Origin of the sequence: Rhizobium sp. SSA_523 (genome assembly GCF_030435705.1) — a bacterium.
GTDB lineage: Bacteria > Pseudomonadota > Alphaproteobacteria > Rhizobiales > Rhizobiaceae > Neorhizobium.
On record NZ_CP129382.1, the window covers coordinates 614,332 to 639,631 of the forward strand.

The 25,300-nt window shown below is 60.8% G+C and carries 36 protein-coding genes; 31 read left to right on the forward strand and 5 right to left on the reverse strand.

Annotated features, from left to right (window positions below; translation table 11 throughout):
- Nucleotides 1–371: 371 nt before the first annotated feature.
- From rpsJ to rplQ, 27 genes are all read left to right on the forward strand, one after another.
- The gene (gene rpsJ, locus QTJ18_RS11195; RefSeq protein WP_003547547.1) at nt 372–680 is read left to right on the forward strand and encodes a 30S ribosomal protein S10; all 309 of its coding nucleotides are present in this window, start codon (nt 372–374) and stop codon (nt 678–680) included.
- A 38-nt stretch (nt 681–718) separates the two neighbouring features.
- Entirely contained in the window at nt 719–1,360 is a 642-nt protein-coding gene (rplC, locus tag QTJ18_RS11200; RefSeq protein WP_252754716.1) for a 50S ribosomal protein L3, read from the forward strand.
- Nucleotides 1,361–1,374: 14 nt separating this feature from the next.
- The gene (gene rplD, locus QTJ18_RS11205) at nt 1,375–1,995 is read left to right on the forward strand and encodes a 50S ribosomal protein L4 (protein ID WP_252754717.1); all 621 of its coding nucleotides are present in this window, start codon (nt 1,375–1,377) and stop codon (nt 1,993–1,995) included.
- Nucleotides 1,992–2,285 (forward strand): 50S ribosomal protein L23, encoded by a 294-nt coding sequence (locus QTJ18_RS11210; RefSeq protein WP_252754718.1) that lies wholly within the window; start codon nt 1,992–1,994, stop codon nt 2,283–2,285. The genes rplD and QTJ18_RS11210 overlap by 4 nt, the downstream gene beginning before the upstream one ends.
- Before the next feature lie 17 nt (nt 2,286–2,302).
- Nucleotides 2,303–3,139, forward strand: coding sequence for a 50S ribosomal protein L2 (rplB, locus tag QTJ18_RS11215; RefSeq protein WP_252754719.1), 837 nt, complete (start codon nt 2,303–2,305; stop codon nt 3,137–3,139).
- 16 nt (nt 3,140–3,155) lie between these two features.
- Nucleotides 3,156–3,434: a 30S ribosomal protein S19 gene (gene rpsS, locus QTJ18_RS11220; RefSeq protein ID WP_252754720.1), complete on the forward strand. Its 279-nt coding sequence runs from the start codon at nt 3,156–3,158 to the stop codon at nt 3,432–3,434.
- A gap of 2 nt (nt 3,435–3,436) precedes the next feature.
- Nucleotides 3,437–3,826, forward strand: coding sequence for a 50S ribosomal protein L22 (rplV, locus tag QTJ18_RS11225; RefSeq protein WP_165220158.1), 390 nt, complete (start codon nt 3,437–3,439; stop codon nt 3,824–3,826).
- On the forward strand, nt 3,826–4,545 hold the full coding sequence (gene rpsC / locus QTJ18_RS11230) for a 30S ribosomal protein S3 (protein ID WP_252754721.1): 720 nt from the start codon (nt 3,826–3,828) through the stop codon (nt 4,543–4,545). Before rplV ends, rpsC begins: the two co-directional genes overlap by 1 nt.
- Nucleotides 4,546–4,583: 38 nt before the next feature.
- Nucleotides 4,584–4,997: a 50S ribosomal protein L16 gene (gene rplP, locus QTJ18_RS11235; RefSeq protein WP_252754722.1), complete on the forward strand. Its 414-nt coding sequence runs from the start codon at nt 4,584–4,586 to the stop codon at nt 4,995–4,997.
- 12 nt (nt 4,998–5,009) lie between these two features.
- Nucleotides 5,010–5,210: a 50S ribosomal protein L29 gene (rpmC, locus tag QTJ18_RS11240; protein WP_085423143.1), complete on the forward strand. Its 201-nt coding sequence runs from the start codon at nt 5,010–5,012 to the stop codon at nt 5,208–5,210.
- A gap of 12 nt (nt 5,211–5,222) precedes the next feature.
- A complete protein-coding gene (gene rpsQ / locus QTJ18_RS11245) occupies nt 5,223–5,459 on the forward strand; it encodes a 30S ribosomal protein S17 (protein ID WP_210102768.1) in 237 nt (78 codons plus the stop codon).
- Between the two features lie 236 nt (nt 5,460–5,695).
- Nucleotides 5,696–6,064 (forward strand): 50S ribosomal protein L14, encoded by a 369-nt coding sequence (gene rplN, locus QTJ18_RS11250; protein ID WP_052638136.1) that lies wholly within the window; start codon nt 5,696–5,698, stop codon nt 6,062–6,064.
- A 15-nt stretch (nt 6,065–6,079) separates the two neighbouring features.
- Entirely contained in the window at nt 6,080–6,388 is a 309-nt protein-coding gene (rplX, locus tag QTJ18_RS11255; RefSeq protein ID WP_252754723.1) for a 50S ribosomal protein L24, read from the forward strand.
- Nucleotides 6,381–6,938: a 50S ribosomal protein L5 gene (gene rplE / locus QTJ18_RS11260; RefSeq protein WP_252754724.1), complete on the forward strand. Its 558-nt coding sequence runs from the start codon at nt 6,381–6,383 to the stop codon at nt 6,936–6,938. Before rplX ends, rplE begins: the two co-directional genes overlap by 8 nt.
- Nucleotides 6,939–6,970: 32 nt before the next feature.
- Nucleotides 6,971–7,276 carry a 30S ribosomal protein S14 gene (gene rpsN, locus QTJ18_RS11265; RefSeq protein WP_252754725.1) on the forward strand — a complete coding sequence of 102 codons (306 nt, stop codon included), beginning with the start codon at nt 6,971–6,973 and terminating at the stop codon, nt 7,274–7,276.
- A gap of 12 nt (nt 7,277–7,288) precedes the next feature.
- On the forward strand, nt 7,289–7,687 hold the full coding sequence (gene rpsH / locus QTJ18_RS11270; RefSeq protein WP_252754726.1) for a 30S ribosomal protein S8: 399 nt from the start codon (nt 7,289–7,291) through the stop codon (nt 7,685–7,687).
- A gap of 42 nt (nt 7,688–7,729) precedes the next feature.
- Nucleotides 7,730–8,263, forward strand: coding sequence for a 50S ribosomal protein L6 (rplF, locus tag QTJ18_RS11275; RefSeq protein ID WP_252754727.1), 534 nt, complete (start codon nt 7,730–7,732; stop codon nt 8,261–8,263).
- A gap of 12 nt (nt 8,264–8,275) precedes the next feature.
- The gene (gene rplR, locus QTJ18_RS11280) at nt 8,276–8,638 is read left to right on the forward strand and encodes a 50S ribosomal protein L18 (RefSeq protein WP_252754728.1); all 363 of its coding nucleotides are present in this window, start codon (nt 8,276–8,278) and stop codon (nt 8,636–8,638) included.
- Between the two features lie 132 nt (nt 8,639–8,770).
- Nucleotides 8,771–9,340, forward strand: coding sequence for a 30S ribosomal protein S5 (gene rpsE / locus QTJ18_RS11285; protein ID WP_252754729.1), 570 nt, complete (start codon nt 8,771–8,773; stop codon nt 9,338–9,340).
- An 11-nt stretch (nt 9,341–9,351) separates the two neighbouring features.
- Nucleotides 9,352–9,549: a 50S ribosomal protein L30 gene (gene rpmD / locus QTJ18_RS11290; RefSeq protein WP_252754730.1), complete on the forward strand. Its 198-nt coding sequence runs from the start codon at nt 9,352–9,354 to the stop codon at nt 9,547–9,549.
- Nucleotides 9,550–9,565: 16 nt separating this feature from the next.
- The gene (gene rplO / locus QTJ18_RS11295) at nt 9,566–10,039 is read left to right on the forward strand and encodes a 50S ribosomal protein L15 (RefSeq protein WP_252754731.1); all 474 of its coding nucleotides are present in this window, start codon (nt 9,566–9,568) and stop codon (nt 10,037–10,039) included.
- Between the two features lie 230 nt (nt 10,040–10,269).
- The gene (gene secY / locus QTJ18_RS11300) at nt 10,270–11,610 is read left to right on the forward strand and encodes a preprotein translocase subunit SecY (RefSeq protein WP_252754732.1); all 1,341 of its coding nucleotides are present in this window, start codon (nt 10,270–10,272) and stop codon (nt 11,608–11,610) included.
- On the forward strand, nt 11,607–12,197 hold the full coding sequence (locus QTJ18_RS11305) for an adenylate kinase (protein WP_252754733.1): 591 nt from the start codon (nt 11,607–11,609) through the stop codon (nt 12,195–12,197). The genes secY and QTJ18_RS11305 overlap by 4 nt, the downstream gene beginning before the upstream one ends.
- A gap of 244 nt (nt 12,198–12,441) precedes the next feature.
- Nucleotides 12,442–12,810, forward strand: a complete 369-nt coding sequence (gene rpsM / locus QTJ18_RS11310) for a 30S ribosomal protein S13 (RefSeq protein ID WP_252754734.1) — start codon at nt 12,442–12,444, stop codon at nt 12,808–12,810.
- Nucleotides 12,811–12,932: 122 nt separating this feature from the next.
- Nucleotides 12,933–13,322 (forward strand): 30S ribosomal protein S11, encoded by a 390-nt coding sequence (rpsK, locus tag QTJ18_RS11315; protein ID WP_015915761.1) that lies wholly within the window; start codon nt 12,933–12,935, stop codon nt 13,320–13,322.
- 186 nt (nt 13,323–13,508) lie between these two features.
- A complete protein-coding gene (locus QTJ18_RS11320; RefSeq protein ID WP_252754891.1) occupies nt 13,509–14,519 on the forward strand; it encodes a DNA-directed RNA polymerase subunit alpha in 1,011 nt (336 codons plus the stop codon).
- Nucleotides 14,520–14,564: 45 nt separating this feature from the next.
- A complete protein-coding gene (gene rplQ / locus QTJ18_RS11325; protein WP_165220107.1) occupies nt 14,565–14,990 on the forward strand; it encodes a 50S ribosomal protein L17 in 426 nt (141 codons plus the stop codon).
- Between the two features lie 106 nt (nt 14,991–15,096).
- Here rplQ and QTJ18_RS11330 read toward each other — a convergent pair whose 3' ends face one another.
- The 4 genes from QTJ18_RS11330 to msrP all read right to left on the reverse strand — a co-directional run bounded on the left by QTJ18_RS11330 (nt 15,097) and on the right by msrP (nt 18,779).
- Nucleotides 15,097–16,419: an RNA polymerase sigma factor gene (locus tag QTJ18_RS11330; protein WP_252754735.1), complete on the reverse strand. Its 1,323-nt coding sequence runs from the start codon at nt 16,417–16,419 to the stop codon at nt 15,097–15,099.
- A gap of 53 nt (nt 16,420–16,472) precedes the next feature.
- Nucleotides 16,473–16,901 (reverse strand): YciI family protein, encoded by a 429-nt coding sequence (locus tag QTJ18_RS11335; protein WP_252754736.1) that lies wholly within the window; start codon nt 16,899–16,901, stop codon nt 16,473–16,475.
- Nucleotides 16,902–17,143: 242 nt separating this feature from the next.
- Nucleotides 17,144–17,794, reverse strand: coding sequence for a protein-methionine-sulfoxide reductase heme-binding subunit MsrQ (gene msrQ, locus QTJ18_RS11340; RefSeq protein WP_252754737.1), 651 nt, complete (start codon nt 17,792–17,794; stop codon nt 17,144–17,146).
- A 37-nt stretch (nt 17,795–17,831) separates the two neighbouring features.
- On the reverse strand, nt 17,832–18,779 hold the full coding sequence (gene msrP, locus QTJ18_RS11345; protein WP_252754738.1) for a protein-methionine-sulfoxide reductase catalytic subunit MsrP: 948 nt from the start codon (nt 18,777–18,779) through the stop codon (nt 17,832–17,834).
- 290 nt (nt 18,780–19,069) lie between these two features.
- On the opposite strand from msrP, the gene ilvD reads away from it, so the two are divergent.
- A complete protein-coding gene (ilvD, locus tag QTJ18_RS11350; protein WP_252754739.1) occupies nt 19,070–20,905 on the forward strand; it encodes a dihydroxy-acid dehydratase in 1,836 nt (611 codons plus the stop codon).
- Between the two features lie 367 nt (nt 20,906–21,272).
- Nucleotides 21,273–21,605 (forward strand): hypothetical protein, encoded by a 333-nt coding sequence (locus QTJ18_RS11355; RefSeq protein ID WP_252754740.1) that lies wholly within the window; start codon nt 21,273–21,275, stop codon nt 21,603–21,605.
- Between the two features lie 177 nt (nt 21,606–21,782).
- Here QTJ18_RS11355 and QTJ18_RS11360 read toward each other — a convergent pair whose 3' ends face one another.
- On the reverse strand, nt 21,783–22,103 hold the full coding sequence (locus QTJ18_RS11360) for a lysozyme inhibitor LprI family protein (RefSeq protein ID WP_252754892.1): 321 nt from the start codon (nt 22,101–22,103) through the stop codon (nt 21,783–21,785).
- Between the two features lie 414 nt (nt 22,104–22,517).
- On the opposite strand from QTJ18_RS11360, the gene QTJ18_RS11365 reads away from it, so the two are divergent.
- On the forward strand, nt 22,518–23,966 hold the full coding sequence (locus QTJ18_RS11365) for a DegQ family serine endoprotease (protein ID WP_252754741.1): 1,449 nt from the start codon (nt 22,518–22,520) through the stop codon (nt 23,964–23,966).
- Entirely contained in the window at nt 23,963–25,279 is a 1,317-nt protein-coding gene (locus tag QTJ18_RS11370) for a replication-associated recombination protein A (protein ID WP_252754742.1), read from the forward strand. Before QTJ18_RS11365 ends, QTJ18_RS11370 begins: the two co-directional genes overlap by 4 nt.
- The last annotated feature ends 21 nt before the right edge of the window (nt 25,280–25,300 follow it).

A 25,300-nucleotide genomic window follows, 5' to 3' on the forward strand; every position in this document is an offset into this window, starting at 1 on the left:
ACTCTCGGCAAAGTCGCGCAAGCGCGCTTTGCCAAAAGACAAGCAAGCATGCGCGAGCGCAGTTTGCCCGCCGCCAGTCGGCGAGACTATGAAAAAATACGCGGGCAGGGGGCGAAAGCCCCTTGCTTGTGACACAAAAATGTAGCAAATGGCGCGCGAGCGCGATTTGCCGCCTGCTTCGACTTTTCGGGCAGGCAGACCAATCCAGAAGGTGGGCTTTTGGCCCGAAGAGTGGATGGGGATAGGGACCAGCAGAGCTGGCTCCTCTGTCCCCCTCGATCTTTGACACCGGTGGTCCGCCTTTGAGAGAAAACGCCCCTGTGCCGTCAGTTTGGTGCCGGGGAAGAACAGAGAAACAAGGATAACGTCGAATGAACGGCCAAAATATCCGCATTCGCCTGAAGGCGTTCGATCACCGGATCCTCGATGCTTCTACGCGCGAGATCGTGTCGACGGCGAAGCGCACCGGTGCTAGCGTCCGGGGCCCCGTTCCGCTTCCGACCCGCATCGAGAAGTTTACGGTTAACCGGTCCCCTCACATCGACAAGAAGAGTCGCGAACAGTTCGAGATGCGCACGCATAAGCGTCTTCTCGACATCGTTGATCCCACCCCGCAGACGGTAGACGCGCTGATGAAGCTCGATCTCGCCGCAGGCGTCGACGTGGAAATCAAGCTCTGAGGCTGAAAGTCTTAGGCTGAGTGAGAAGGATTGAACCGATGCGTTCAGGTGTAATTGCACAGAAGGTCGGAATGACCCGCGTCTACAACGACGCCGGCGAACATGTTCCGGTAACGGTTCTGCGCGTCGACAACTGCCAGGTTGTTGCGCAGCGGACCGTCGAAAAGAACGGCTACACAGCTGTTCAGCTTGGCTCTGGCCAGGCAAAGGTCAAGAACACAACAAAGGCAATGCGCGGCCATTTCGCCGTTGCCCAGGTCGAGCCGAAGCAGAAACTCGTCGAGTTTCGCGTCGATGCCGACAACCTCGTCGATGTCGGCGCTGCGCTGACGCCGAGCCATTTTACGGCCGGCCAGCTGGTGGACGTTACCGGCACCTCGATCGGTAAGGGTTTCGCCGGCGCCATGAAGCGCCACAACTTCGGCGGTCTTCGGGCCACGCACGGTGTGTCGGTCTCGCACCGTTCGCACGGTTCGACCGGTAACAACCAGGACCCGGGCAAGGTCTGGAAGGGCAAGCGCATGGCCGGCCATATGGGCCAGACGCGTGTCACCACCCAGAACCTCGAAGTGGTTTCGACCGACGAAGATCGCGGTCTGATCCTCGTCAAGGGTGCCGTCCCCGGTTCGAAGGGTTCCTGGATCATCGTCCGCGACGCCGTCAAGTCGGCCGCGAAGTAAGGGAGCCTAAGCACATGGAATTCAACGTCACGACCCTTGAGGGTAAGGACGCAGGCAAAGTCTCCCTTTCGGATGAGATCTTCGGCCTCGATCCCCGCCAGGACATTCTGGCACGCATGGTACGCTGGCAGCTTGCCAAGAAGCAGCAGGGTACCCACAAGACAAAGAGCCGTTCCGAGGTCGCTCGCACCGGTTCGAAAATGTACAAGCAGAAGGGTACGGGCCGCGCTCGTCACCATTCAGCACGCGCTCCGCAGTTCCGCGGCGGTGGTAAGGCTCATGGTCCGGTTGTCCGCAGCCACGAGCATGACCTGCCGAAGAAGGTGCGCGCTCTGGCGCTCCGCCACGCTCTGTCTGCAAAGCTGAAGGCCGAAGAGCTGATCATCGTCGATCAGATCGTCGCCTCCGACGCCAAGACCAAGGCTGTTGCCGGTACGCTTGCAGGTCTCGGCCTGACCAATGCGCTGGTCATCGGCGGTGCTGAAGTCGACACCAATTTCAAGCTCGCGGCTCAGAACATCCCGAACATCGATGTTCTGCCGGTTCAGGGCATCAATGTTTACGACATCCTGCGTTGCGGCAAGCTCGTCTTGTCCAAGGCGGCGGTGGAAGCTCTGGAGGAGCGGTTCAAATGACGGATCTTCGCCACTATGATGTGATCGTATCGCCTGCGATCACCGAAAAGTCGACGCTGGTCTCTGAACAGAACCAGGTCGTCTTCAATGTCGCCAAGGATGCCTCCAAGCCTGAAATCAAGGCTGCGGTTGAAGCGCTCTTCGGCGTCAAGGTCACGGCCGTCAACACGCTGATCCGCAAGGGCAAGACAAAGCGTTTCCGCGGCTTCATCGGCAAGCAGAAGGACGTCAAGAAAGCCGTCGTCACGCTCGCCGAAGGTCAGTCCATCGACGTGTCGACGGGCGTCTGAGCGAGGGAATAAGAACAATGGCATTGAAAACCTTTAACCCGACGACACCGAGCCAGCGCCAGCTGGTCATTGTCGACCGCTCGGGCCTCTTCAAGGGTAAGCCCGTCAAGGCGCTGACCCAGGGTCTGACGTCCAAGGGCGGCCGCAACAATCTCGGCCGCATCACCGTCCGCTTTCGTGGCGGCGGGCACAAGCGCACCTATCGCCTGATCGACTTCAAGCGTCGCAAGTTCGACGTCGAGGGCACGGTAGAGCGTCTGGAATACGATCCGAACCGTACCGCCTTCATCGCATTGATCTCCTATGCGGATGGCGAACAGGCCTACATCCTGGCGCCGCAGCGCCTGGCTGTCGGCGACAAGGTCATCGCCTCCAGCAAGACCGTCGATGTCAAGCCCGGCAATGCTATGCCGCTGCAGTCCATCCCGGTCGGCTCCATCATCCACAATGTGGAAATGAAGCCCGGCAAGGGCGGCCAGATCGCACGTTCGGCTGGTGCTTACGCCCAGCTCGTCGGCCGCGATCAGGGCATGGCGATCCTTCGTCTGAACTCCGGCGAACAGCGCCTGGTGCACGGCTCCTGCCTGGCATCCATCGGTGCGGTCTCCAACCCGGAACATGGCAACATCAACGATGGCAAGGCCGGTCGTTCGCGTTGGCGGGGCAAGCGCCCGCATGTTCGCGGCGTGGTCATGAACCCTGTCGACCACCCGCATGGTGGTGGTGAAGGCCGCACCTCCGGTGGCCGTCACCCGGTTACCCCCTGGGGTAAGCCGACCAAGGGCAAGCGCACGCGTTCGAACAAGTCGACCGACAAGTTCATCATGCGCTCGCGCCATCAGCTGAAGAAGTAAGAGAAGGAAGTCAGGTATGGCTCGTTCAGTATGGAAAGGCCCGTTCGTTGACGGATACCTTCTCAAGAAGGCTGAGAAGGTTCGCGAGAGCGGTCGCAGTGAAGTGATCAAGATCTGGAGCCGTCGCTCCACGATCCTGCCGCAGTTCGTCGGCTTGACCTTCGGCGTCTACAACGGCAGCAAGCATGTTCCGGTCAGCGTCAACGAAGACATGGTCGGCCACAAGTTTGGTGAATTCTCTCCGACCCGGACCTATTACGGTCACGGTGCGGACAAGAAGGCAAAGAGGAAGTAATCATGGCGAAGGCTAAGACCGAACGCCGGCTGAAGGACAACGAGGCCCAGGCCGTTGCCCGTACGCTCCGCGTCAGCCCGCAGAAGCTGAACCTGGTTGCCGCCATGATCCGCGGCAAGAAGGTTGACCGCGCTCTGGCAGAACTCGAATTCTCCCGCAAGCGCATCTCCGACCAGGTCAAGAAGACCCTGGAATCGGCGATCGCCAATGCCGAGAACAACCACGACCTCGACGTCGACAGCCTGATCGTGGCGGAAGCCTATGTCGGCAAGTCGATCACCATGAAGCGTTTCCACGCTCGTGGCCGCGGCCGCGCTTCCCGCATCGAGAAGCCGTTCGCGCACCTCACGATCGTTGTTCGTGAAGTCGAGGAAAAAGGGGAGGCCGCATAATGGGTCAGAAAATCAATCCGATCGGCTTCCGCCTCGGCATCAACCGCACATGGGATAGCCGCTGGTTCGCAGACAATGCCGAATACGGCCAGCTGCTGCACGAAGACCTGAAGATCCGCGCCTATCTGATGTCGGAACTGAAGCAGGCCGGCATCGCCAAGGTGGTCATCGAGCGTCCGCACAAGAAGTGCCGCGTCACGATCCACTCGGCCCGCCCGGGTCTGATCATCGGCAAGAAGGGCGCCGACATCGAAAAGCTCCGCAAGAAGCTTTCCGACATGACGTCCGCCGAAACGCATCTCAACATTGTTGAAGTGCGCAAGCCGGAAGTCGACGCAACCCTGGTTGCGCAGTCGATCGCTCAGCAGCTGGAACGCCGCGTGGCTTTCCGCCGCGCCATGAAGCGCTCGGTTCAGTCGGCCATGCGTTTGGGTGCCGAAGGCATCAAGATCACCTGCGCCGGCCGTCTCGGCGGTGCGGAAATCGCGCGTACCGAATGGTATCGCGAAGGCCGCGTTCCGCTTCACACGCTGCGTGCAGACATCGATTACGGTACGGCGGAAGCCGAGACCGCATTCGGTATCTGCGGCATCAAGGTCTGGATCTTCAAGGGCGAAATCCTTGAGCATGATCCGATGGCTTCCGAACGTCGCGCTCTCGAAGGCGATGCGCAGGGTCCGGCTAGCCGCGACCGTGACCGTCGTCGCGAAAACGCTTGATTGGCGCTGGCGAAAGATAAGCTCGGAGAAGTAAGAAAATGTTGCAGCCAAAGCGTACCAAGTACCGCAAGCAGTTCAAGGGCCGCATCAAGGGCGTGGCCAAGGGTGGCTTCGACCTGGCATTCGGTGAATTCGGCCTCAAGGCTCTGGAACCGAACCGTGTGAACGCTCGTGAGATCGAAGCAGCACGTCGTGCGATCACCCGTTACATGAAGCGCGCTGGTCGCGTTTGGATCCGCGTCTTCCCGGATACTCCGGTCACGGCAAAGCCGACCGAAGTGCGTATGGGTAAGGGCAAGGGTTCGGTGGAATACTGGGCTTGCAAGGTCAAGCCCGGCCGCATGATGTTTGAGATCGACGGTGTGTCCGAGGAAATCGCCCGCGAGGCGCTGCGTCTCGGTTCCGCCAAGCTCTCGGTCAAGACGCGCTTTGTACAGCGCATCGCAGAGTAAGGGGTTAGGCACATGAAAGCCGAAGAAGTACGCGGCCTCACGGCCGACCAGCTCAAGGACAAGCTTGCGGAGCTCAAGAAGGAGCAGTTCAACCTGCGCTTCCAGAAGGCCACCGGTCAGCTTGAGAAGTCCTCGCGCATCAATGAAGTTCGCAAGGACATCGCTCGCGTGAAAACCATTGCCCGCCAGAAGGCGGCAGAAGCAAAGGCCTAAGGGAAGAACAATATGCCGAAGCGCATTCTGCAGGGCGTCGTGGTCAGCGACAAGAACGACAAAACGGTAGTTGTCCGGGTCGAGCGTCGATTCGCTCACCCGCTGCTCCAGAAGACCGTTCGTCGTTCCAAGAAGTACAAGGCCCACGACGAGAACAATCAGTACAAGACCGGTGATGTCGTCTCCATCCAGGAGTGTGCACCGATTTCCAAGGATAAGTGCTGGACGGTCATTTCCGCCCAGGCTTGATAATGCAGTAAATTGCGGCAGGCCCTTGCGTCTGCCGCAGAATTCTGTATGAAGCAGCGCATTGGCGCAGAACGCCCGGTTGACGGGCGTTCTTTTGCTTTGAGAGCGCAGGGAAGGTCCGGCTTCGGAAACCGCCTTGGCAAGACCCCACCCGCGCACGAAAAAAATATGTCCATGAGCCGGAAAAGGGGGCTTTGCGCCCAACCGTTCCGGTCATTACGAGAAGGCGACCTGACATGATTCAGATGCAAACAAACCTCGACGTCGCGGATAATTCCGGCGCACGTCGTGTCATGTGCATCAAGGTGCTGGGCGGCTCCAAGCGCAAATACGCTTCGATCGGCGACGTTATCGTCGTGTCGATCAAGGAAGCGATCCCGCGGGGCCGCGTCAAGAAGGGCGACGTGATGAAGGCCGTCGTCGTTCGCACCGCCAAGGACATCCGCCGTGCTGACGGCAGCGTCATCCGCTTCGACAACAACGCAGCGGTCCTCATCGACAACAAGAAAGAGCCTATCGGCACCCGTATCTTCGGACCGGTTCCGCGCGAGCTTCGCGCCAAGAACCATATGAAGATCATCTCGCTGGCTCCGGAAGTACTCTAAGGGAGCGGGATAGCCATGCAAAAGATTCGCAAGGGCGACAACGTCGTCGTACTCACCGGCAAGGACAAGGGCCGCACCGGTGAAGTCATTCAAGTGATGCCGAAGGAAGATCGCGCTCTCGTGCGCGGTGTGAACATGGTCAAGCGCCACCAGCGCCAGACCCAGAACCAGGAAGCTGGCATCATCAACAAGGAAGCCTCCATCCATCTGTCGAACATCGCGATCGTCGCGAAGGACGGCAAGCCGACCCGCGTAGGTTTCTCGGTCGTGGACGGCAAGAAGGTCCGTGTGGCCAAGCGTACGGGAGATGTGATCGATGGCTGAGGCAAAGTACGAACCGCGTCTCAAGGCAGAATATGTGTCCCGCATCCGCAAGGCGATGCAGGAGCAGTTCTCCTACGCCAACGAGATGCAGATCCCCCGGGTCGACAAGGTCGTGATCAACATGGGCGTGGGCGAGGCGACAGCCGATTCCAAGAAGCCCACGATTGCTGCCGGTGACCTGGCTGCCATTGCCGGCCAGAAGCCGGTCATCACGCGCGCTCGCAATTCCATCGCCGGCTTCAAGGTCCGCGAAGGCATGCCGATCGGCGCAAAGGTGACGCTGCGCGGTGCCCGCATGTATGAATTCCTGGATCGCCTGGTCAACATCGCGCTGCCGCGCGTTCGCGACTTCCGCGGCCTGAATCCGAAAAGCTTTGACGGCCGTGGCAACTTCGCCATGGGCATCAAGGAACACATCGTGTTCCCGGAGATCAATTACGACAAGGTTGATCAGATGTGGGGCATGGACATCATCGTTTGCACGACGGCAACCTCGGACGACGAAGCTCGGGCTCTTCTGAAAGAGTTCAACTTCCCGTTCCGTCAGTAACCGTAACGACGAGCGTAGAAAAGGAACTCGATATGGCGAAGACAAGCGCAATCGAAAAGAACAAGCGCCGCCGCAAGACGGTTGCCAACCATGCGGCCAAGCGTGCTGCCTTGAAGGCAACCATCATGAACCAGGAGCTGCCGATCGAAGATCGCTTCAAGGCGACCTTGAAGCTGGCTTCCCTGCCGCGTGACGGTTCGAAGACCCGTATCCGTAACCGTTGCGAAGTGACTGGCCGCCCGCGCGCCTTTTACCGCAAGCTCAAGATGTCCCGTATCGCCCTGCGCGAACTGGGCAACCTGGGCAAGGTTCCCGGTATCGTGAAGTCCAGCTGGTAAGGAGACGGTTCAATGACCATGACTGATCCTCTGGGCGATATGCTCACCCGCATCCGCAATGGTGCAGCCCGCCGCAAGTCGTCCGTTTCGACTCCGGCATCCAAGCTGCGTGCACGCGTTCTCGACGTGCTGCAGGCCGAAGGCTACATCCGCGGTTACTCTGAGGTCGATTACGGCAACGGCAAGTCCGAGTTCGAAATCGAACTGAAGTATTACGAAGGCGCATCGGTGATCCGTGAGATCGGCCGCGTGTCCAAGCCGGGCCGCCGGGTCTATGTCTCGGTGAAGTCCATTCCGCAGGTCGCGAACGGCCTCGGCATCACCATCCTTTCGACTCCGAAGGGTGTGATGGCCGATCATCAGGCGCGCGAACAGAACGTTGGTGGCGAGGTTCTCTGCTCGGTCTTCTAAGATCGGACAGAGCCCTCCTTAACGGACAGACAGGATTGAAACATGTCTCGTATCGGTAAAAAGCCCGTTCAGGTTCCGGCAGGTGTGACGGCTGCTGTCGAAGGACAGACGGTGACTGCCAAGGGCCCGAAGGGCGAGCTGGTTTTCGTTGCAAACGACGAAGTAAAGCTTTCTTTCGAAAATAACGCTGTTTCGGTGGTTCCGGCCAACGAAACCAAGGATGCTCGCGCAAAGTGGGGCATGTCCCGCACGATGATCGAGAACCTCTTCAAGGGCGTCAAGGACGGTTTCGAGCGCAAGCTGGAAATCAACGGCGTTGGTTACCGCGCGGCCATGCAGGGCAAGAACCTGCAGCTCTCGCTCGGTTTCAGCCATGATGTCGTCTATGAGCCTCCGCAGGGCATCAACATTGCCGTGCCGAAGCCGACGGAAATCGTCGTCACCGGCATCAACAAGCAGCAGGTCGGTCAGGTAGCCGCGGAAATCCGCGAATACCGCGGTCCGGAGCCCTACAAGGGCAAGGGCGTCAAGTACGCCGAAGAACGGATCGTCCGCAAGGAAGGCAAGAAGAAGTAAGGTTGACGCGTTATGGCTAGCAGGAAAGAAGTACTTTCGAAGCGTGCGAGCCGTGTGCGCCGCCAGCTCAAGGCGGTCGCCAATGGCCGCCCGCGTCTGTCGGTTCATCGCTCGTCGAAGAACATCTACGCCCAGATCATCGATGACGTTGCCGGCCGTACGCTGGCAGCTGCTTCGACGCTGGACACCGGTCTGCGCACGTCTTTGAAGACGGGCGCCGACGTTGAGGCCGCTGCGGCGGTCGGCAAGCTCGTCGCCGAGCGGGCAACCGCTGCCGGCGTGAAGGAAGTCGTGTTCGATCGCGGCGCCTTCCTCTATCACGGCCGTGTCAAGGCCCTGGCCGATGCCGCCCGCGAAGGCGGTCTGAGCTTCTGATTTGAATGCCGGGCCCTTGTGGTCCGGCTTTCAGGCGTTTCCACGCCATCACCGGCCGGCATGCCCTTGTTCGGGCAGCCGGCTTTTTAAAAACCTGCCGTTCGCACCCGGAAAAGAAAAAGGAAAAGGACAATGGCACAGGAAAGAAGGGGCTCGCGCGAAGATCGCGGTGCCCGTGAAGAGCGCGACAGCGAATTCGTAGACAAGCTGGTCGCCATCAATCGCGTTGCCAAGGTCGTCAAGGGCGGCCGTCGCTTCGGTTTTGCCGCTCTCGTCGTCGTTGGCGATCAGAAGGGCCGCGTCGGCTTCGGTCATGGCAAGGCACGTGAAGTGCCGGAAGCCATCCGCAAGGCCACCGAAGCTGCCAAGCGCGATCTGATTTTCGTACCGCTGCGCGATGGCCGTACGCTGCATCACGACGTCAACGGCCGTCATGGCGCCGGCAAGGTTCTGCTGCGCTCGGCCAAGGCTGGTACCGGCATCATCGCCGGCGGCCCGATGCGCGCCGTGTTCGAGACGCTCGGCGTTCACGACGTGGTTGCCAAGTCGACCGGTTCCTCGAACCCCTACAACATGGTTCGCGCAACATTCGACGCCCTGAAGCACCAGGTGCATCCGAAGGACATCGCAGCTCAGCGCGGCCTGAAATACGCCACGCTTCAGGCTCGCCGTGCCGCTTCCGGCAATGCAGCGGAAGAATAAGGAGCTTTCTGATGGCCAATGACACCAAGAAGACGGTTACGGTCGAACAGATCGGAAGCCCCATTCGCCGGCCTGCTGTTCAGCGTCAGACGCTGATCGGTCTCGGCCTCAACAAGATGCACCGGGTAAACACGCTGGAAGATACGCCTTCCGTTCGTGGCATGATCCGGTCTGTCCAGCATCTCGTTCGCGTCGTCGACGAGAAGTGAGACGGGAGTAGAGACCATGAAACTGAACGAAATCAAGGATAACGAAGGCGCCACCAAGGAACGGATCCGCGTTGGTCGCGGTATCGGTTCCGGCAAGGGCAAGACCGGTGGTCGCGGCGTCAAGGGCCAGAAGGCCCGTTCCGGCGTTGCCATCAACGGCTTCGAAGGCGGCCAGATGCCGATCTATCGTCGTCTGCCGAAGCGCGGCTTCAACAACATCTTCAAGTCGGAATTCGTGACCGTATCGCTCGGCCGCATTCAGGCTGCGATCGATGCCAAGAAGCTCGACGCCTCTGCAGTGATCGATGCCGCGGCTCTGAAGGCTGCAGGCGTGATCCGTCGCGAGAAGGATGGCGTTCGCGTTCTCTCCGATGGCGAGCTGACCGCGAAGGTTTCCTTCGACGTCGCCGGTGCCTCCAAGGCTGCCGTCGAGAAGATCGAGAAGGCCGGCGGATCGATCAAGATGCCGCAGGTGGAATCCGCCGAATAATCTGTTATGGAATCGCCCGGAGTGCTTCACTTCGGGCGATTTTGCTCCCATATGTGAGCCTCACACGCCTGGGCCGCATCGTCGGTGACAACCGGGCTATCGCGGAAAATGAGGTGAGGCATTCGGTTGCGCAGCAGCCCCATCGTCTCCCGGTTTTCTGAAACTGAATTTGGACTGCTTTCCGGCTGGGCCGAACCACCGCCTCCGGAATTGGTCAGGCGGAGAAATGCATGGCTTCTGCAGCTGAACAACTGGCCTCCAATCTTAATTTTTCGACCTTTTCCAAGGCCACCGACCTCAAGAAGCGCCTGTGGTTCACCCTGGCTGCGCTTTTGGTCTATCGACTGGGCACGCATATCCCGCTGCCGGGCCTCAATCCGGAAGCCTATGCACAGGCCTTCCAGGGTCAGGCGGGCGGCATTCTCGGCCTCTTCAACATGTTTGCCGGCGGCGCTGTCCAGCGCATGGCGATCTTCGCGCTCGGCATCATGCCGTATATTTCCGCATCGATCATCGTGCAGCTGATGACCTCCGTCGTTCCCTCGCTCGAAGCCTTGAAGAAGGAAGGCGAGCAGGGCCGCAAGATCATCAACCAGTATACCCGCTATGGCACGGTGCTTCTCGGCACGCTGCAGGCCTATGGCATCGCCGTCGGTCTGGAAAGCGGCCAGGGAATCGTCGCCGATCCGGGCTGGTTCTTCCGCATCTCGACCGTCGTCACCCTGCTTGGCGGCACCATGTTCCTGATGTGGCTCGGTGAACAGATCACCTCGCGCGGTATCGGCAACGGCATTTCGCTGATCATCTTCGCCGGCATTGCCGCAGGCCTGCCCACGGCACTGGCCGGTACGCTGGAACTCGGCCGCACCGGAGCGCTCTCGACCGTGCTGATTCTCGCCGTCGTCCTGATCGCCATCCTCGTCGTGGCCCTGATCGTCTTCGTCGAGCGGGCGCAGCGCCGCCTGCTGATCCAATATCCGAAGCGCCAGGTCGGCAACCGGATGTTCCAGGGCGATACCTCGCACCTGCCGCTGAAGCTGAACACCGCAGGCGTCATCCCGGCAATCTTTGCCTCCTCGCTGCTGCTCTTGCCGGCGACGCTGGCCGGTTTCTCCGGCAATGCCAATCTGCCATCCTGGGCCACCATGATCATTGGTGCCCTGCAGCACGGCCAGCCTCTGTTCATGGTGTTCTACGGCGCGCTGATTGCCTTCTTTGCCTTCTTCTACACCGCCATCGTCTTCAATCCGAAGGATACGGCGGACAATCTGAAGAAGCATGGCGGCTTCATTCCGGGCATCCGTCCGGGCGAGCGGACCGCGGAATATATCGACTATGTCCTGACGCGCATCACGGTCGTCGGCGCGATCTATCTCGTCTTCGTCTGCATTCTGCCCGAGACGCTGATCGCCCGCACCGGGATCCCATTAGCCCTTGGTGGTACTTCGCTTTTGATCGTTGTCAGTGTTACCCTTGATACGGTAGCACAGATCCAGGGCCACCTCATTGCTCAGCAGTATGAGGGGCTGATCAAGAAGTCCAAGTTGCGTGGAGGAAAGAGGGGACGATGAGACTGATATTTTTGGGGCCGCCGGGCGCGGGTAAGGGAACCCAGGCAAAGCGTCTGACGGAAAAATACGGTATCCCGCAATTGTCCACGGGCGACATGCTGCGGGCGGCGGTCAGCGCCGGTACCGAAATCGGCAAGCGTGCGAAGGCGGTCATGGATGCCGGGGGGCTGGTATCCGACGATATCGTTAATCAGATCGTCGCCGAGCGGATCGCCCAGGCGGATTGCGGCAAGGGCTTCATCCTTGACGGCTATCCGCGGACCGTTCCGCAGGCCAAGGTGCTGTCGGAAACGCTCTCTGCCAATGATCTTAAGCTCGATGCAGTCATCGAGCTCAAGGTGGACGAGGAGGCGCTGGTGCGCCGAATCGAATCGCGCGTCGCCGAAACGGTTGCCGCAGGCGGAACCGTCCGCTCCGACGACAATCCGGAAGCATTCCGCAAGCGTCTTGCGGAATATCGTGAAAAGACGGCGCCTCTCTCGGAATATTATCAGGGGCAGGGGCAGCTGGTCGTGCTGGACGGCATGGCCGATGTCGACGCCGTGACGCGTTCGATCGAAACAGTTTTGGAAAACTCGGCCGCCTGAGCGGTGCTGACCATCAACTGTTAAAGAATCTTGGCGGGGCCGGTTGCAATTTTTGACCGATTCCGCTAAACACCGCGCCAACTCGCGACATTTGACGGCGATCGGCGCGGATCATCCCTCGGGATATCCGATCCGGTCGTATTGACTTGTCTCGGATGAGATTTGAACTGGCGGCCGCAACTGGCTGCTCTCATGGAAGAAGTACCACTTGCCGGATGGCAACTGGAACGCAAGGAGAATAGGCGTGGCACGTATCGCTGGCGTCAACATCCCGACTGCGAAGCGCGTTGTTATCGCGCTGACCTATATTCACGGGATCGGCCCGAAGTTTGCACAGGAAATCATCGAGAAGGTCGGTATTCCGGCTGATCGTCGCGTACACCAGCTGACGGATGCGGAAGTTCTGCAGATCCGCGAAGCCATCGACCGCGACTATCGCGTCGAAGGTGACCTGCGTCGCGAAACGTCCATGAACATCAAGCGTCTGATGGACCTTGGCTGCTATCGCGGCCTGCGTCATCGCCGTGGCCTTCCGGTCCGCGGTCAGCGCACGCACACCAATGCCCGCACCCGCAAGGGTCCGGCAAAGGCGATTGCCGGTAAGAAGAAGTAATTTATTCGAGACATTGGCCGATCGGGCGGCAGGCGTGAGAACGCCGACCGCTCGAAAGCCGTTGCCTCGAGTGGTGTAGCCGCTGGCATTACGGCGGCGCTGAGATCCAAGAAAGGAAGACCATGGCCAAGGAAGCCACACGCGTCCGCCGTCGCGAACGCAAGAATATCTCTTCGGGCGTTGCCCACGTCAACTCGACGTTCAACAACACCATGATCACCATCACCGATGCGCAGGGCAATGCGATTGCCTGGTCCTCGGCCGGTGCAAAGGGTTTCAAGGGTTCGCGTAAGTCGACCCCGTTTGCGGCTCAGATCGCAGCTGAAGATTGCGCCAAGAAGGCGCAGGAACATGGCATGAAGTCCCTGGAAGTCGAAGTCTGCGGTCCGGGTTCGGGTCGTGAATCGGCTTTGCGCGCCCTGCAGGCTGCCGGCTTCATGATCACCTCCATTCGCGATGTGACGCCGATCCCGCACAATGGCTGCCGCCCGCGCAAGAAGCGCCGCGTCTAACGCAATGTTCGGTGACCGCCCGGCGCGCGCCGTGTGGTCCCGATTGGAAGTCCGGTTCTGCCGCCTTATCTCGTGTTCGAGGTATGGCGGCTTTGCCGTAACGCCGGGACAGACTTCTCTGCCTGGCGCTTCTCATGCTCGGTTGCCACGATTGGATAGTGGCAGCGAATGGAAGGTTTGAAACATATGATCCAGAAGAACTGGCAGGAACTGATCAAGCCGAACAAGGTGGAATTCACCTCGTCGGGCCGCACGAAGGCCACGCTCGTCGCGGAACCGCTGGAACGCGGCTTCGGTCTGACGCTGGGCAATGCCCTTCGTCGCGTTCTCTTGTCGTCGCTGCGCGGCGCGGCTGTGACCGCCGTTCAGATCGACGGCGTCCTGCACGAATTCTCCTCCATCCCCGGCGTGCGCGAGGATGTGACGGACATCGTGCTGAACATCAAGGAAATCGCCATCAAGATGGATGGCGATGATTCCAAGCGCATGGTCGTGCGCAAGCAGGGCCCTGGTGTTGTCACCGCTGGCGATATCCAGACGGTCGGCGATATCGAGATCCTGAACCCGGACCATGTCATCTGCACGCTCGACGAAGGCGCTGAAATCCGCATGGAATTCACGGTCAACAACGGCAAGGGCTATGTCCCGGCCGAGCGTAACCGTGCAGAGGATGCTCCGATCGGCCTCATCCCGGTCGACAGTCTCTACTCGCCGGTCAAGAAAGTGTCCTACAAGGTGGAAAACACCCGCGAAGGCCAGGTTCTCGACTATGACAAGCTGACGATGACCATCGAAACCGATGGTTCCGTTACCGGTGAAGATGCTGTCGCTTTCGCGGCCCGCATCCTTCAGGACCAGCTCTCGGTTTTCGTCAATTTCGACGAACCGCAGAAGGAAGCCGAAGAAGAGTCGGTCACCGAACTCGCCTTCAATCCTGCGCTGTTGAAGAAGGTCGACGAATTGGAGCTTTCCGTCCGTTCGGCCAACTGCCTGAAGAACGACAACATCGTCTATATCGGCGACCTTATTCAGAAGACCGAGGCGGAAATGCTGCGCACGCCGAACTTCGGTCGCAAGTCGCTGAACGAGATCAAGGAAGTTCTCGCATCCATGGGCCTGCATCTGGGCATGGAAGTTCCGGCCTGGCCGCCGGAGAACATCGAAGATCTCGCCAAGCGCTACGAAGACCAGTACTAACCATTTAAACTGCAGGCGCATGCCTGCAAGTAAAGGAGACACGAGATGCGTCACCAGAATTCCGGCCGCAAGCTCAACCGTACCGCCAGCCACCGCAAGGCAATGTTTGCCAACATGGCTGCTTCGCTCATCACCCATGAGCAGATCGTCACCACGCTGCCGAAGGCGAAGGAAATTCGCCCGATCGTCGAAAAGCTGGTCACGCTCGGCAAGCGCGGCGACCTGCACGCTCGCCGTCAGGCCATTTCGCAGATCAAGGACGTCGATGCCGTCCGCAAGCTGTTCGATGCCATCGCCACGCGTTATGCCAGCCGTAACGGCGGTTACCTGCGTATCATGAAGGCCGGCTTCCGCCAGGGTGACAATGCGCCGCTCGCCGTCATCGAGTTCGTCGAGCGCGACGTGAATGCCAAGGGCGCAGCCGACAAGGCTCGCGTGGCTGCCGAAGCAGAAGCTGCTGAAGCTGCATAAGAATTCCCGAAACGGGATAAAGCTTGAGGGCCGGGTGAGCGATCACCCGGCCCTTCTCGTTTGCGCAGCCGCTTGGCCGATTTGGCCGATGTGGTCAATTCACCGATCAAGCCATGGGAGGCGCCGTCTCGCAGCTCTGCGCTCGCTGCAGGAGGAAAGCCCGTTCGACGGCATTGCTGCTAAGATCGGCGGCGTGCCGGAACAGGGCGGCGGCCTGGCTCCATTTTCGAAGCCGCATCAGGAAATCCGCCTTGGCGGCATAAAAAGGTGCATAGCGCGAGAGGGCGGGGGATGCCTCCAGCTCGGCGAGAAGTCTCAGCCCCGACTGGGGCCCGTAAGCCATGGCGTGCGCGACGGCCCGGTTCAGCGCCACCACGGGGGACGGGAGCCGGCCCAGGAGCCGATCATAGAGATCCGCGCTCATGGTCCAGTCGGTGTCCGCGAAAGTGGGCGCGCGGGCATGCACCCCGGCCAGCTGGGCCTGGAGCGCATAGATGCCATCCTCTCCGCCAAGGCGCTTTGCGGTTGCCAGCCCCTCGAGCCCGCGTTGAATGAGAAGCCGGTCCCACAGGCGGCGGTTTTGCGTCTCCAGGGTGTGAGCGCTGCCATCCGGCGCTGTCCTGGCCCTGAAGCGCGAGGCCTGCAGCTCCATCAAAGCCAGCAGTCCATGGGCCTCCGGCTCTTCGGGCGCCAAGCCGACAAGGATGCGGCCGAGGCGCATGGCCTCCTCGCAGAGCTGCGGCCGGATCAGGTCTTCGCCGCGGCTTGCGGCATAGCCTTCGTTGAAGATCAGGTAGATGACTTCGAGGACGGAGGCGAGACGGGCGTCGCGCTCTGCGCCGCGGGGCACGTCGAAGGCAATGCCGGCGTCACGCAGGATCCTCTTCGCCCGGACGATTCGCTGGGCAATCGTCGTCTCCTCGACGAGAAAGGCGCGCGCAATTTCCTGCGTGCTCAGGCCGGCAAGGATCTTGAGCGTCAGGGCCGTCCGCTGGTCGCGGGCAAGAAGCGGGTGGCAGGCCGCGAATATCAGCGATAGCCGCTCATCGCCGATCTCGTCATCGAGTGTCGCCTCGATCGCGGCGAAGGGATCAGGCTGATGGATCTCTATCCCGTGGACGAGAGCGGCTTGCTGGCGATCCATCATCCGGCGGCGGCGCCACTGGTCGATCGCGCGCCGTTTGGCAGCCATCATCAGCCAGGCGCCCGGATTTTGCGGGATGCCGAGACGCGGCCACCGCGACAGCGCCAGGACCAGGACGTCCTGCGCCAGGTCTTCCGCCTGATTGAGGTCACCGAGATGGCGGGCGAGCCCGGCAATCAGCCGGACCCGTTCCATGCGATAGATCGTCTCGACCGCCCGGACCGCGTCCACGCCGTTTGCGGGCGCGTGCCGCCCCGATGTCGGCGGATGGCCATGCTCTGTCATGCCGTCACTCCGGATGCTGGCTCCAAGGGCGGGTCGAGCGGGTCGGCAAACGCTCAGCTCTGCCGGGCGGCCAGGCCCTCGGCGGCGCGGTCATGGCTTGCCTGTCCCTCCGGTGAGATCACGTCCGCGAAGTCCTCCATCTCGTAGAAGGGACGGATCTCGATCTCGCTCGGCCCCGGCATCGGGTTGGGGCAGCGTTTTACCCAGGCGACGGCCTCATCCATGTCCTTCACCTCCCAGATCCAGTAGCCGGCAACCAGTTCGCGCGTTTCGGCAAACGGGCCGTCGATGATCCGCCGCTCGCCACCGTCGAAGGCGATACGCTTGCCGAGCTTCGACGGCTTCAGCCCGTCGCCGGACAGCATGATGCCCGCCTGAACGAGGTCCTCGTTGAACTTGCCCATTGCCTCGAACATGTCCGGTTCCGGCATGATGCCGGCCTCGCTGTCCTCGGTTGCCTTCACCAATACCATGACACGCATCGTCGTCTCCTCTTCTGTGCTTTTCGGGCACCGTCTGGCGCTCCCACGCCTGTAACGAACGGGCTCAGGCAGATTCGACATGGCAATGGCGAAAAATCTGCAGCTGTGACGATAGAAGGTACATCAGCGAAAAGAGAAGAAAAGATCAGGGAGAGGAAGGAGACACAGGCAGGTCTGCCTGAACGCGGTTTCCGGAGCAGGGTGTCGGGGGCAGGGTGTCTGGGGCAGGTGGCGGGGGCGGATTATCGCAAACTCGTCGCCCGGCGTGCGCGTTTCCAGTCCATCACCCGGGGACGGACGAGCCGGTAGCCGAGCAGAAGAACGACGATGGCGCTATAAATGGCGGGCTCCAGCGTGAAGGACTTCAGCGACAGCACGTAATGCAGCAGACCGGCCAGGAGGGTGGGATAAGCGAGCTTGTGCAATTTTGTCCAGCGCGGTCCAAGTCGGCGGATGGACCAGCGATTGGAGGTCGCCGCCAGCGGGATGAGCATGAGAAGCCCTGCCATTCCCAGCATGATATAAGGCCGTTTTGCGATGTCGCCCAAAATGGAGGAGAAGATCAAACCGCGATCCAGCGTCAGATAGACGGCGAAATGCGCGAGAACATAATAGAAGGCGAGGAGGCCCAGTGCGCGCCGATAGGCGATCCAGTTCACGCCGAAGAGATCGCGCAGCGGCGTGATGGCCAGGCCGAGACACAGGAAGCGCAGCGCCCAGATCCCCAGCAGGTGCTCGAAAGCCCGCACGGGATCAGCGCCCAGACCGCCGTAAATGCCTTGATAGAAGGCGTAGAGGCCGGGCAGGAGGCCAAGCGCGTAGAGCGCCCAGACGGAATGGGCGCGGTAGCGCGGCGGGATCGACAAGGCGTTCATGGTCACAAAAGCAGTCATGGCCAGAAAAGCAGTTTTTGAGAAAAGGCGTTCATGATCAGTAGAATTTCTTCAGGTCCATGCCGGCATAGAGGCTGGCCACCTCATCCGCATAGCCATTGAAGGGCAGCGTATCGGTGCGGGCGCCGCCGAACAGGCCGCCCGACCCGCCGATCTTGCGTTCCGTTGCCTGGCTCCAGCGCGGATGGTCGACCGCCGGATTTACATTGGCATAGAAACCGTATTCCTGCGGCGCCGACTTGTTCCAGGTGCAGGGTGGCTCGGCCTCGGTGAGAGTGATCTTGACGATCGACTTGATGCCCTTGAACCCGTATTTCCACGGCACGACGAGCCGGATCGGTGCGCCGTTCTGGTTGGGCAGCGTCTCGCCGTAAAGCCCCGTTGCGAGAATCGTCAGCGGATGACGTGCCTCGTCCAGGCGCAGGCCTTCGACATAGGGCCAATCCAGCGGCTGAAAGAAGCCGCTCTGGCCGGGCATTTGTTCCGGCCGCACAATGGTTTCGAATGCCACATATTTCGCGCTGCCAAGAGGCTCGACACGATCGAGCAAGGCAGCGAGCGGAAAACCGATCCAGGGGATGACCATGGACCAGGCCTCGACGCAGCGCATGCGGTAGAGCCGCTCCTCCATGGTAAATTCCTTGAGGACGGTTTCCATGTCGATGGTCTGCGGCTTCGCCACCAGGCCACCCACCTCGATCGTCCAGGGACGCGGCTGGAATTGGCCGGAATTCTGGGCCGGATCCGCCTTGCCCGTGCCGAACTCGTAGAAATTATTGTAGGTCGTCACATCGTTCTTCGGAGTGGGCTTCTCATCCACCGTGTAGCGGCTCGGCGCGGCGGACAAGGCTGCCGCGAGCGCAGATCCCGGACCGGCCATGGCAAGTGCGGCGGCGCCGCCACCCATCAGCGCCCGGCGGGAAAGATAGAGGTCCCGTGGCGTGATGTCCGACGGCTTGATGCGGGGCGGGCGGTAGAGCGGCATGATCGATCTCCTGCGTGATGAAAATGGGCGTCGTCTGATCTGTTACGCAGATTTGCTCCTATTAGTTTCAACGCAGAGGTAGAAAAACAAAGCCACGATGCCGTGATCGCCCGTGCGGGACGGGGAGCGAACGCGCGCGCCGGGCCTTAACCGTACCGCATTTGCCTGTCCTGATAGTGACAGCCCGGCGCGATTGGAGTAGGAAAACCTCGAAAAACAGGCTCTGTCGCGCCGATGCTGCCGCACTCGATAGGCGACGAGACCAGATACTCAGATGCGAGGATGACATCATGCCTGCTTACCGTTCGAGAACGACGACCCACGGCCGCAACATGGCTGGTGCGCGTGGTCTCTGGCGTGCCACGGGCATGAAGGATAGCGACTTTGGCAAGCCGATCATTGCCGTGGTCAATTCCTTCACGCAATTCGTGCCGGGCCACGTCCACCTGAAGGATCTCGGCCAGCTCGTTGCCCGCGAAATTGAAGCCGCGGGCGGTGTGGCCAAGGAATTCAACACGATCGCCGTGGATGACGGCATCGCCATGGGCCATGACGGCATGCTCTATTCGCTGCCGTCTCGCGAGATCATCGCCGATAGCGTCGAATACATGGTGAATGCCCATTGTGCCGATGCCATGGTGTGCATTTCCAACTGCGACAAGATCACGCCCGGAATGCTGAACGCCGCCATGCGGCTCAACATTCCCGCCGTTTTCGTCTCCGGCGGCCCGATGGAAGCCGGCAAGGTCGTGATGCATGGCAAGACGGTGGCGCTCGACCTGGTCGATGCCATGGTGGCTGCCGCCGATGACAAGGTGACCGATGAGGACGTCCAGGTCATCGAGCGCTCGGCCTGTCCGACTTGCGGCTCCTGCTCGGGAATGTTCACCGCCAATTCGATGAACTGTCTGACGGAAGCGCTCGGCCTTTCGCTGCCGGGCAACGGCTCCACGCTCGCAACCCATTCCGACCGCCGGCGCCTGTTCGTCGAGGCCGGGCACCTGATCGTCGATCTTGCACGTCGCTATTACGAACAGGAGGATGACAGCGTCCTGCCGCGGTCGATCGCCACCAAGCAGGCCTTCGAGAATGCCATGGCGCTGGATATCGCAATGGGCGGTTCCACCAACACGGTCCTGCACATCCTGGCCGCCGCCTATGAAGGCAATGTCGATTTCACCATGGACGATATCGACCGCCTCTCGCGCCGGGTTCCCTGCCTGTCGAAGGTGGCGCCCGCCAAGCAGGATGTGCACATGGAAGATGTGCACCGCGCCGGCGGCATCATGCGCATTCTGGGAGAGCTTGAGCGCGGCGGGCTATTGAACACCGAGTGCAAGACGGTGCATGAGGCGACCCTCGGCGATGCGATCAATCGCTGGGACATTACACGCACCAATTCGGAGACTGTCCGCACCTTCTTCAAGGCAGCGCCGGGCGGCGTTCCGACCCAGGTCGCCTTCTCGCAGTCTTCCCGCTGGGACGATCTGGACACGGATTCCGAAGGCGGTGTCATCCGTTCGGTCGAAAAGCCCTTTTCCAAGGAAGGCGGATTGGCCGTGCTTTACGGCAATATCGCACTGGATGGCTGCATCGTGAAGACGGCAGGCGTTGATGAATCGATCCTCACCTTTACCGGTCCCGCAAAGGTCTATGAGAGCCAGGATGCGGCCGTGAAAGCTATTCTCGGCAACGAAGTCGTGGCCGGCGATGTCGTCGTCATCCGCTACGAGGGACCGAAGGGCGGCCCTGGCATGCAGGAAATGCTCTATCCCACCAGCTATCTGAAGTCGAAGGGTCTCGGTAAGGCCTGCGCGCTCATCACCGATGGTCGCTTCTCGGGTGGCACGTCTGGCCTGTCCATTGGCCACGCCTCGCCGGAAGCCGCCAATGGCGGCGCCATCGGCCTCGTCGAAAATGGCGACCTGATCGAGATCGACATTCCGAACCGCACGATCAATCTGAAGCTCAGCGATGCCGAACTGGCGGCCCGCCGGGCAGAGCAGGACAGGCTCGGCTGGAAGCCCTCTGCCCCGCGCAAGCGCAATGTCACCACTGCGCTCAAGGCCTATGCAGCCTTTGCCTCCAGTGCCGACAAGGGCGCCGTCCGCATCCTGCCGGAATAACGGCCTGCGACAGCCGATCCCTGTGCCTTTGGCGCGGGATCGGCGGCTTTTCTCCCATTCCTGTGAATTCCGAAATGCACCCTTGTTTTCGATCTGGGGTGGAAGGCCGTCCGCGCCTTGCGCGCTCCGGCACGTCAATGAGAAAATGATTGCTTATCACATCAAGTATAATTCCGCCGGAATTGCCTGTTTTTAAGCGGGAAACAGTCAAGAAGAAGACCGACAAGCTCTCTTCTGATCTTGAAATCGTGAACATATTCATCATCAATTCATTTTGATGATAATAGATTGCGATGGCGGCCTGACCCGGAGAAGGTTGGGCGACGTCCGATGCCATTGCAACACAACCAAATCTCGGGGTTCGTTCATGAAGACAATCATGTTTGCGCTCGGCCTTGCCGTCTGCGCAGCTATTCCTGCGTCTGCCAGCGATTATGCTTTCCGTCTGCACAATCGCGCCCATGGCTATACGATCAACGGCTTCTACACCTATCAAGATGGCCAGTGGAGCGACAACTGGCTGGATGGCCGGGTGCGGCCGGGTGAGACCGTCGATATGGACTGGTTCAGCAATGAGGGGGAGTGCATCGTGCCCTTCCGCGTCAGCTGGGACAATTACGGCACCGATGACTTCAAGGTCGACTGGTGCAAGGGCGTCAGCAATATCTACATGAAGGACAGGGGTTTCAGCTGGGATTGAGACCCGGCGCGACGCGAAAGGTGCAGGCGACCGATCATTTCGATGGTCGGTCGCCTGCCTCGTAGGCTGCCAGTCCCAAGCAGACTTGCATTGGCCCGCCGAGGCTTCGTCCGCTTGGTTAATTGATTTGACGCCGGTTCTGGTCGCAAAACCGTGGGATGCTTTTCCGGAACCTGCTTAGAGCGGCTTGATCAGTCCCTTATAGGCTTCCTGCAATTGCTCCATGCGGGTTGCATAAGCCTTGCTGATGCAGGCATTGTCGCCGCCGCAGGCCTGCCGCGTTTTCAGCCAGGCGGATTGATCCTCGCGCAGAATGTCGCGATTGCCCATGGGCATCAAACCGGTCAGCAATTCGAAGGTCGTCACCATGCGCACGTCCATGTCGTTCAGGGCGCGGTCTTCGCAGATCACCGTTTCATCGGCTGCAAGATCCTGTCGGGCGCAGTCGAAGCTCGCAGCCCGCGCCGGAGAGGACATAGCGCCTGCGGAGAGGGCCATAAGGCCTGCCAGCGCGAGCGGATAGGCTGCGCGAAGCCAGAGGCGCGTCCCGGTGACGCGGGTCGGGCGGCAAAGGGCATTCGGATGAGAGAAGAAGCGATGCATGTGACCTGTCTCCATTGTCGGGGAGATTACGGACGACCGACGCATTTGTTCCGCCGCGCATCGTGACGGCGACTGTTCGCAGCGGGATCCATCGAGACAAAGATCCCGGTTGTCTCAGGCGAGGCGCAAAAACGCGGGCGCAAGACTTCAAGCTCTTGCGGCACGCCGAATTTTGCTATCACCATGCCGCAATTGCTTGAGGGGAGGCTTCCCCATTTTCAGCCATCTTCTATGTCTAAAGGTCTGGTTTTGAATTTCATTCGCCTGCCTCTCAAAAAAACCGACCGTCGCCAGTCCAAGAGGAAATCTATGTTTAATCTGCCGAAGCGCGTCGCCGTCTCTCTGCTGATCCTGTCTCCCATCCTGTCCTTCGGCCTCTCTGTGGGCCTGCCTCTGGGCCTGTCTGCCGGTTGGGCAACCGGCGCCTATGCACAGGACAAGGTCGTCCCGGAAAGCCGGACCGAGATGCAGCTTTCCTTTGCGCCGCTGGTCAAGCGGACCGCGAGTGCGGTGGTCAATGTCTATGCGGAGCGGGTGGTCCAGCGCAGCAATCCCTTTGCCGGCGACCCCTTCTTCGAACAGTTCTTCGGCCAGCGCATGCCCAACCGCTCCGAAAAGCAGTCTTCGCTGGGTTCGGGCGTCATCGTCTCGCATAACGGTCTGGTGGTGACGAACAATCACGTCATCAACGGCGCGGATGATATCAAGATCGCCCTGGCCGACGGCCGGGAGTTTCCCTGCGAAGTTCTGCTGAAGGACGATAGTGTCGATCTCGCGGTTCTGAAGATCAAGGGACAGGAAGAGTTTCCGGTCCTGCCGATCGGCAATTCGGATGGTGTGGAGGTCGGCGATCTGGTGCTGGCCATCGGCAATCCTTTCGGCGTCGGTCAGACGGTCACGAGCGGCATCGTCTCCGCACTGGCGCGGACGCAGGTGACGGATGGCGATGTCGGCTTCTTCATTCAGACGGATGCCTCCATCAATCCCGGCAATTCCGGCGGCGCTCTGATGAACATGAATGGCGAGCTGATCGGCATCAATACCGCCATTTTCTCGCGCGGCGGCGGCTCGAACGGCATCGGCTTCGCCATTCCCGCCAATCTGGTGAAGGTCTTTCTGACCGCCGCCGAGGAGGGCAAGCAGAGCTTCGAGCGCCCCTATGTGGGCGCCACGTTCCAGGCTGTCACCTCCGATGTCGCCGAGGCTCTGGCCCTCAAAGGCGCCCGCGGCGCCCTGGTCGTGGCGGTGACGCGCGGCAGCCCTGCCGACAAAGCGGGCATCAAGCCGGGCGAGGTCGTAACCGCGGTCAATGCCATTCCGGTGGAGCACCCGGATGCACTGAATTACCGTCTGACCACTGTCGGGCTCGGCAGTGTGGCGAAGCTGACGGTTGAAGACGGAGGCAAGGCGCGGGAGGTCGATCTCACCCTCGATACGGCACCGGAGACAGTGCCGCGCGATGAACGGCTGATCGATGGGCGCAATCCCTTTGCCGGCAGCCGTATCGCCAATCTGTCGCCCCGCATCGCGACCGAACTCCATCTTCCCTCCGACAAGGCCGGCGTGGTGATCACCGAAGTGGTGCGTGGATCGCCGGCCTCAAGGCTCGGCTTCCAGTCGGGCGACATCATGGTGGCCATCAATGGCAGCCCCGTGCCGACCACCCAGGCCATGGAATCGCTGGTCGGCGACAATCCCGGTTTCTGGCGCGTGGAGATCGAGCGCGGCGGCCAGCGCATCCGGCAATTCTTCCGATGAGCAACGATCTCTTCGCGCCCCGCATTCCGGAAGCGGTTGCCAATCGGCGGCCGCTGGCCGATCGCCTGCGCCCGACCGCGCTGGGCGAGGTGACGGGCCAGCCGCATCTGACCGGCGAGGATGGTGTCCTGCGGCGCATGATCGCGTCCGGCTCTTTGGGCTCGATGATCTTCTGGGGGCCTCCGGGCACCGGCAAGACGACGGTGGCGCGCCTTCTTTCCGGCGAGGCGGGGCTGGCATTCGAGCAGATCTCGGCCATTTTTTCCGGCGTCGCCGATCTGAAGAAGGTTTTCGAGACGGCCCGGATGCGCCGGCTGGACGGTCGCCAGACTCTGCTGTTCGTTGACGAGATCCATCGCTTCAACCGCGCCCAGCAGGACAGTTTCCTGCCGGTGATGGAGGATGGGACGGTTATCCTGATCGGCGCGACGACCGAAAATCCGAGTTTCGAGCTGAATGCGGCTCTGTTGTCCCGCGCGCGCGTGCTGACCTTCCGCGCCCATGACGAGGAGAGCCTGAGCGAACTGCTTGCCCGGGCCGAGCAGGTGGAGGAGAAACTGCTGCCCCTGACGCCGGAGGCGCGCGCCACGCTTCTGCGCATGGCCGATGGCGATGGACGGGCGGTGCTGACGCTTGCGGAAGAGGTCTGGCGCGCCGCGCGTCCGGAGGAAAGCTTCGATGTCGAGGGCCTGACCCGCATCGTCCAGCGCCGCGCGCCGGTCTATGACAAGGCGCAGGACGGCCACTATAATCTCATCTCCGCCCTGCACAAATCGGTGCGCGGCTCCGATCCCGATGCGGCCCTCTATTATCTCGCCCGTATGTTCGATGCCGGAGAAGACCCGCTTTATATCGGGCGCCGTCTGGTGCGCATGGCGGTGGAGGATATCGGGCTTGCCGATCCGCAGGCGCTGATGGTCTGCAATGCCGCCAAGGATGCCTATGATTATCTGGGCTCGCCCGAGGGGGAACTGGCGCTTGCGCAGGCCTGCGTCTACCTCGCAACGGCCCCGAAATCCAATGCGGTCTACACGGCCTTCAAATCCGCCATGCGGCTTGCCAAGGAGCATGGCTCCCTGGTGCCGCCGAAGCATATCCTGAATGCGCCGACCAAGCTGATGAAAGGCGAGGGCTATGGCGACGGCTATCTCTATGACCATGATCAGCCCGACGCCTTTTCAGGCCAGGATTACTTTCCCGAAAAGCTTGGCCGGCAGACGCTGTATGATCCGCCGGAGCGCGGCTTCGAACGGGAAATCCGCAAGCGTCTCGAATGGTGGGCCAGGCTGCGCCGCGAAAGAAGCGCGCCCTGACCATCCATCAGGCCGGCATGC

What these genes read in the sequence shown, in the direction of transcription:
- secY (WP_252754732.1), top strand. Translation starts at nt 10,270, where the DNA reads ATGGCTTCTGCAGCTGAACAACTGGCCTCCAATCTTAATTTTTCGACC.
- msrP (WP_252754738.1), bottom strand. Translation starts at nt 18,779, where the DNA reads ATGCCGCTCTACCGCCCGCCCCGCATCAAGCCGTCGGACATCACGCCA.
- rpsN (WP_252754725.1), top strand. Translation starts at nt 6,971, where the DNA reads ATGGCGAAGACAAGCGCAATCGAAAAGAACAAGCGCCGCCGCAAGACG.
- QTJ18_RS11320 (WP_252754891.1), top strand. Translation starts at nt 13,509, where the DNA reads ATGATCCAGAAGAACTGGCAGGAACTGATCAAGCCGAACAAGGTGGAA.
- rplB (WP_252754719.1), top strand. Translation starts at nt 2,303, where the DNA reads ATGGCATTGAAAACCTTTAACCCGACGACACCGAGCCAGCGCCAGCTG.
- QTJ18_RS11365 (WP_252754741.1), top strand. Translation starts at nt 22,518, where the DNA reads ATGTTTAATCTGCCGAAGCGCGTCGCCGTCTCTCTGCTGATCCTGTCT.
- rpsE (WP_252754729.1), top strand. Translation starts at nt 8,771, where the DNA reads ATGGCACAGGAAAGAAGGGGCTCGCGCGAAGATCGCGGTGCCCGTGAA.
- QTJ18_RS11360 (WP_252754892.1), bottom strand. Translation starts at nt 22,103, where the DNA reads ATGGCCCTCTCCGCAGGCGCTATGTCCTCTCCGGCGCGGGCTGCGAGC.
- QTJ18_RS11335 (WP_252754736.1), bottom strand. Translation starts at nt 16,901, where the DNA reads ATGCGTGTCATGGTATTGGTGAAGGCAACCGAGGACAGCGAGGCCGGC.
- rplF (WP_252754727.1), top strand. Translation starts at nt 7,730, where the DNA reads ATGTCTCGTATCGGTAAAAAGCCCGTTCAGGTTCCGGCAGGTGTGACG.
- rplD (WP_252754717.1), top strand. Translation starts at nt 1,375, where the DNA reads ATGGAATTCAACGTCACGACCCTTGAGGGTAAGGACGCAGGCAAAGTC.
- rplQ (WP_165220107.1), top strand. Translation starts at nt 14,565, where the DNA reads ATGCGTCACCAGAATTCCGGCCGCAAGCTCAACCGTACCGCCAGCCAC.
- rpsC (WP_252754721.1), top strand. Translation starts at nt 3,826, where the DNA reads ATGGGTCAGAAAATCAATCCGATCGGCTTCCGCCTCGGCATCAACCGC.
- rpsS (WP_252754720.1), top strand. Translation starts at nt 3,156, where the DNA reads ATGGCTCGTTCAGTATGGAAAGGCCCGTTCGTTGACGGATACCTTCTC.
- QTJ18_RS11330 (WP_252754735.1), bottom strand. Translation starts at nt 16,419, where the DNA reads ATGACAGAGCATGGCCATCCGCCGACATCGGGGCGGCACGCGCCCGCA.
- QTJ18_RS11305 (WP_252754733.1), top strand. Translation starts at nt 11,607, where the DNA reads ATGAGACTGATATTTTTGGGGCCGCCGGGCGCGGGTAAGGGAACCCAG.
- rpsJ (WP_003547547.1), top strand. Translation starts at nt 372, where the DNA reads ATGAACGGCCAAAATATCCGCATTCGCCTGAAGGCGTTCGATCACCGG.
- rplC (WP_252754716.1), top strand. Translation starts at nt 719, where the DNA reads ATGCGTTCAGGTGTAATTGCACAGAAGGTCGGAATGACCCGCGTCTAC.
- rplO (WP_252754731.1), top strand. Translation starts at nt 9,566, where the DNA reads ATGAAACTGAACGAAATCAAGGATAACGAAGGCGCCACCAAGGAACGG.
- rpmC (WP_085423143.1), top strand. Translation starts at nt 5,010, where the DNA reads ATGAAAGCCGAAGAAGTACGCGGCCTCACGGCCGACCAGCTCAAGGAC.
- QTJ18_RS11370 (WP_252754742.1), top strand. Translation starts at nt 23,963, where the DNA reads ATGAGCAACGATCTCTTCGCGCCCCGCATTCCGGAAGCGGTTGCCAAT.
- rplE (WP_252754724.1), top strand. Translation starts at nt 6,381, where the DNA reads ATGGCTGAGGCAAAGTACGAACCGCGTCTCAAGGCAGAATATGTGTCC.
- ilvD (WP_252754739.1), top strand. Translation starts at nt 19,070, where the DNA reads ATGCCTGCTTACCGTTCGAGAACGACGACCCACGGCCGCAACATGGCT.
- msrQ (WP_252754737.1), bottom strand. Translation starts at nt 17,794, where the DNA reads ATGACTGCTTTTGTGACCATGAACGCCTTGTCGATCCCGCCGCGCTAC.
- rpmD (WP_252754730.1), top strand. Translation starts at nt 9,352, where the DNA reads ATGGCCAATGACACCAAGAAGACGGTTACGGTCGAACAGATCGGAAGC.
- rplN (WP_052638136.1), top strand. Translation starts at nt 5,696, where the DNA reads ATGATTCAGATGCAAACAAACCTCGACGTCGCGGATAATTCCGGCGCA.
- rpsH (WP_252754726.1), top strand. Translation starts at nt 7,289, where the DNA reads ATGACCATGACTGATCCTCTGGGCGATATGCTCACCCGCATCCGCAAT.
- rplR (WP_252754728.1), top strand. Translation starts at nt 8,276, where the DNA reads ATGGCTAGCAGGAAAGAAGTACTTTCGAAGCGTGCGAGCCGTGTGCGC.
- rpsK (WP_015915761.1), top strand. Translation starts at nt 12,933, where the DNA reads ATGGCCAAGGAAGCCACACGCGTCCGCCGTCGCGAACGCAAGAATATC.
- rpsQ (WP_210102768.1), top strand. Translation starts at nt 5,223, where the DNA reads ATGCCGAAGCGCATTCTGCAGGGCGTCGTGGTCAGCGACAAGAACGAC.
- rplX (WP_252754723.1), top strand. Translation starts at nt 6,080, where the DNA reads ATGCAAAAGATTCGCAAGGGCGACAACGTCGTCGTACTCACCGGCAAG.
- rplP (WP_252754722.1), top strand. Translation starts at nt 4,584, where the DNA reads ATGTTGCAGCCAAAGCGTACCAAGTACCGCAAGCAGTTCAAGGGCCGC.
- rplV (WP_165220158.1), top strand. Translation starts at nt 3,437, where the DNA reads ATGGCGAAGGCTAAGACCGAACGCCGGCTGAAGGACAACGAGGCCCAG.
- QTJ18_RS11355 (WP_252754740.1), top strand. Translation starts at nt 21,273, where the DNA reads ATGAAGACAATCATGTTTGCGCTCGGCCTTGCCGTCTGCGCAGCTATT.
- QTJ18_RS11210 (WP_252754718.1), top strand. Translation starts at nt 1,992, where the DNA reads ATGACGGATCTTCGCCACTATGATGTGATCGTATCGCCTGCGATCACC.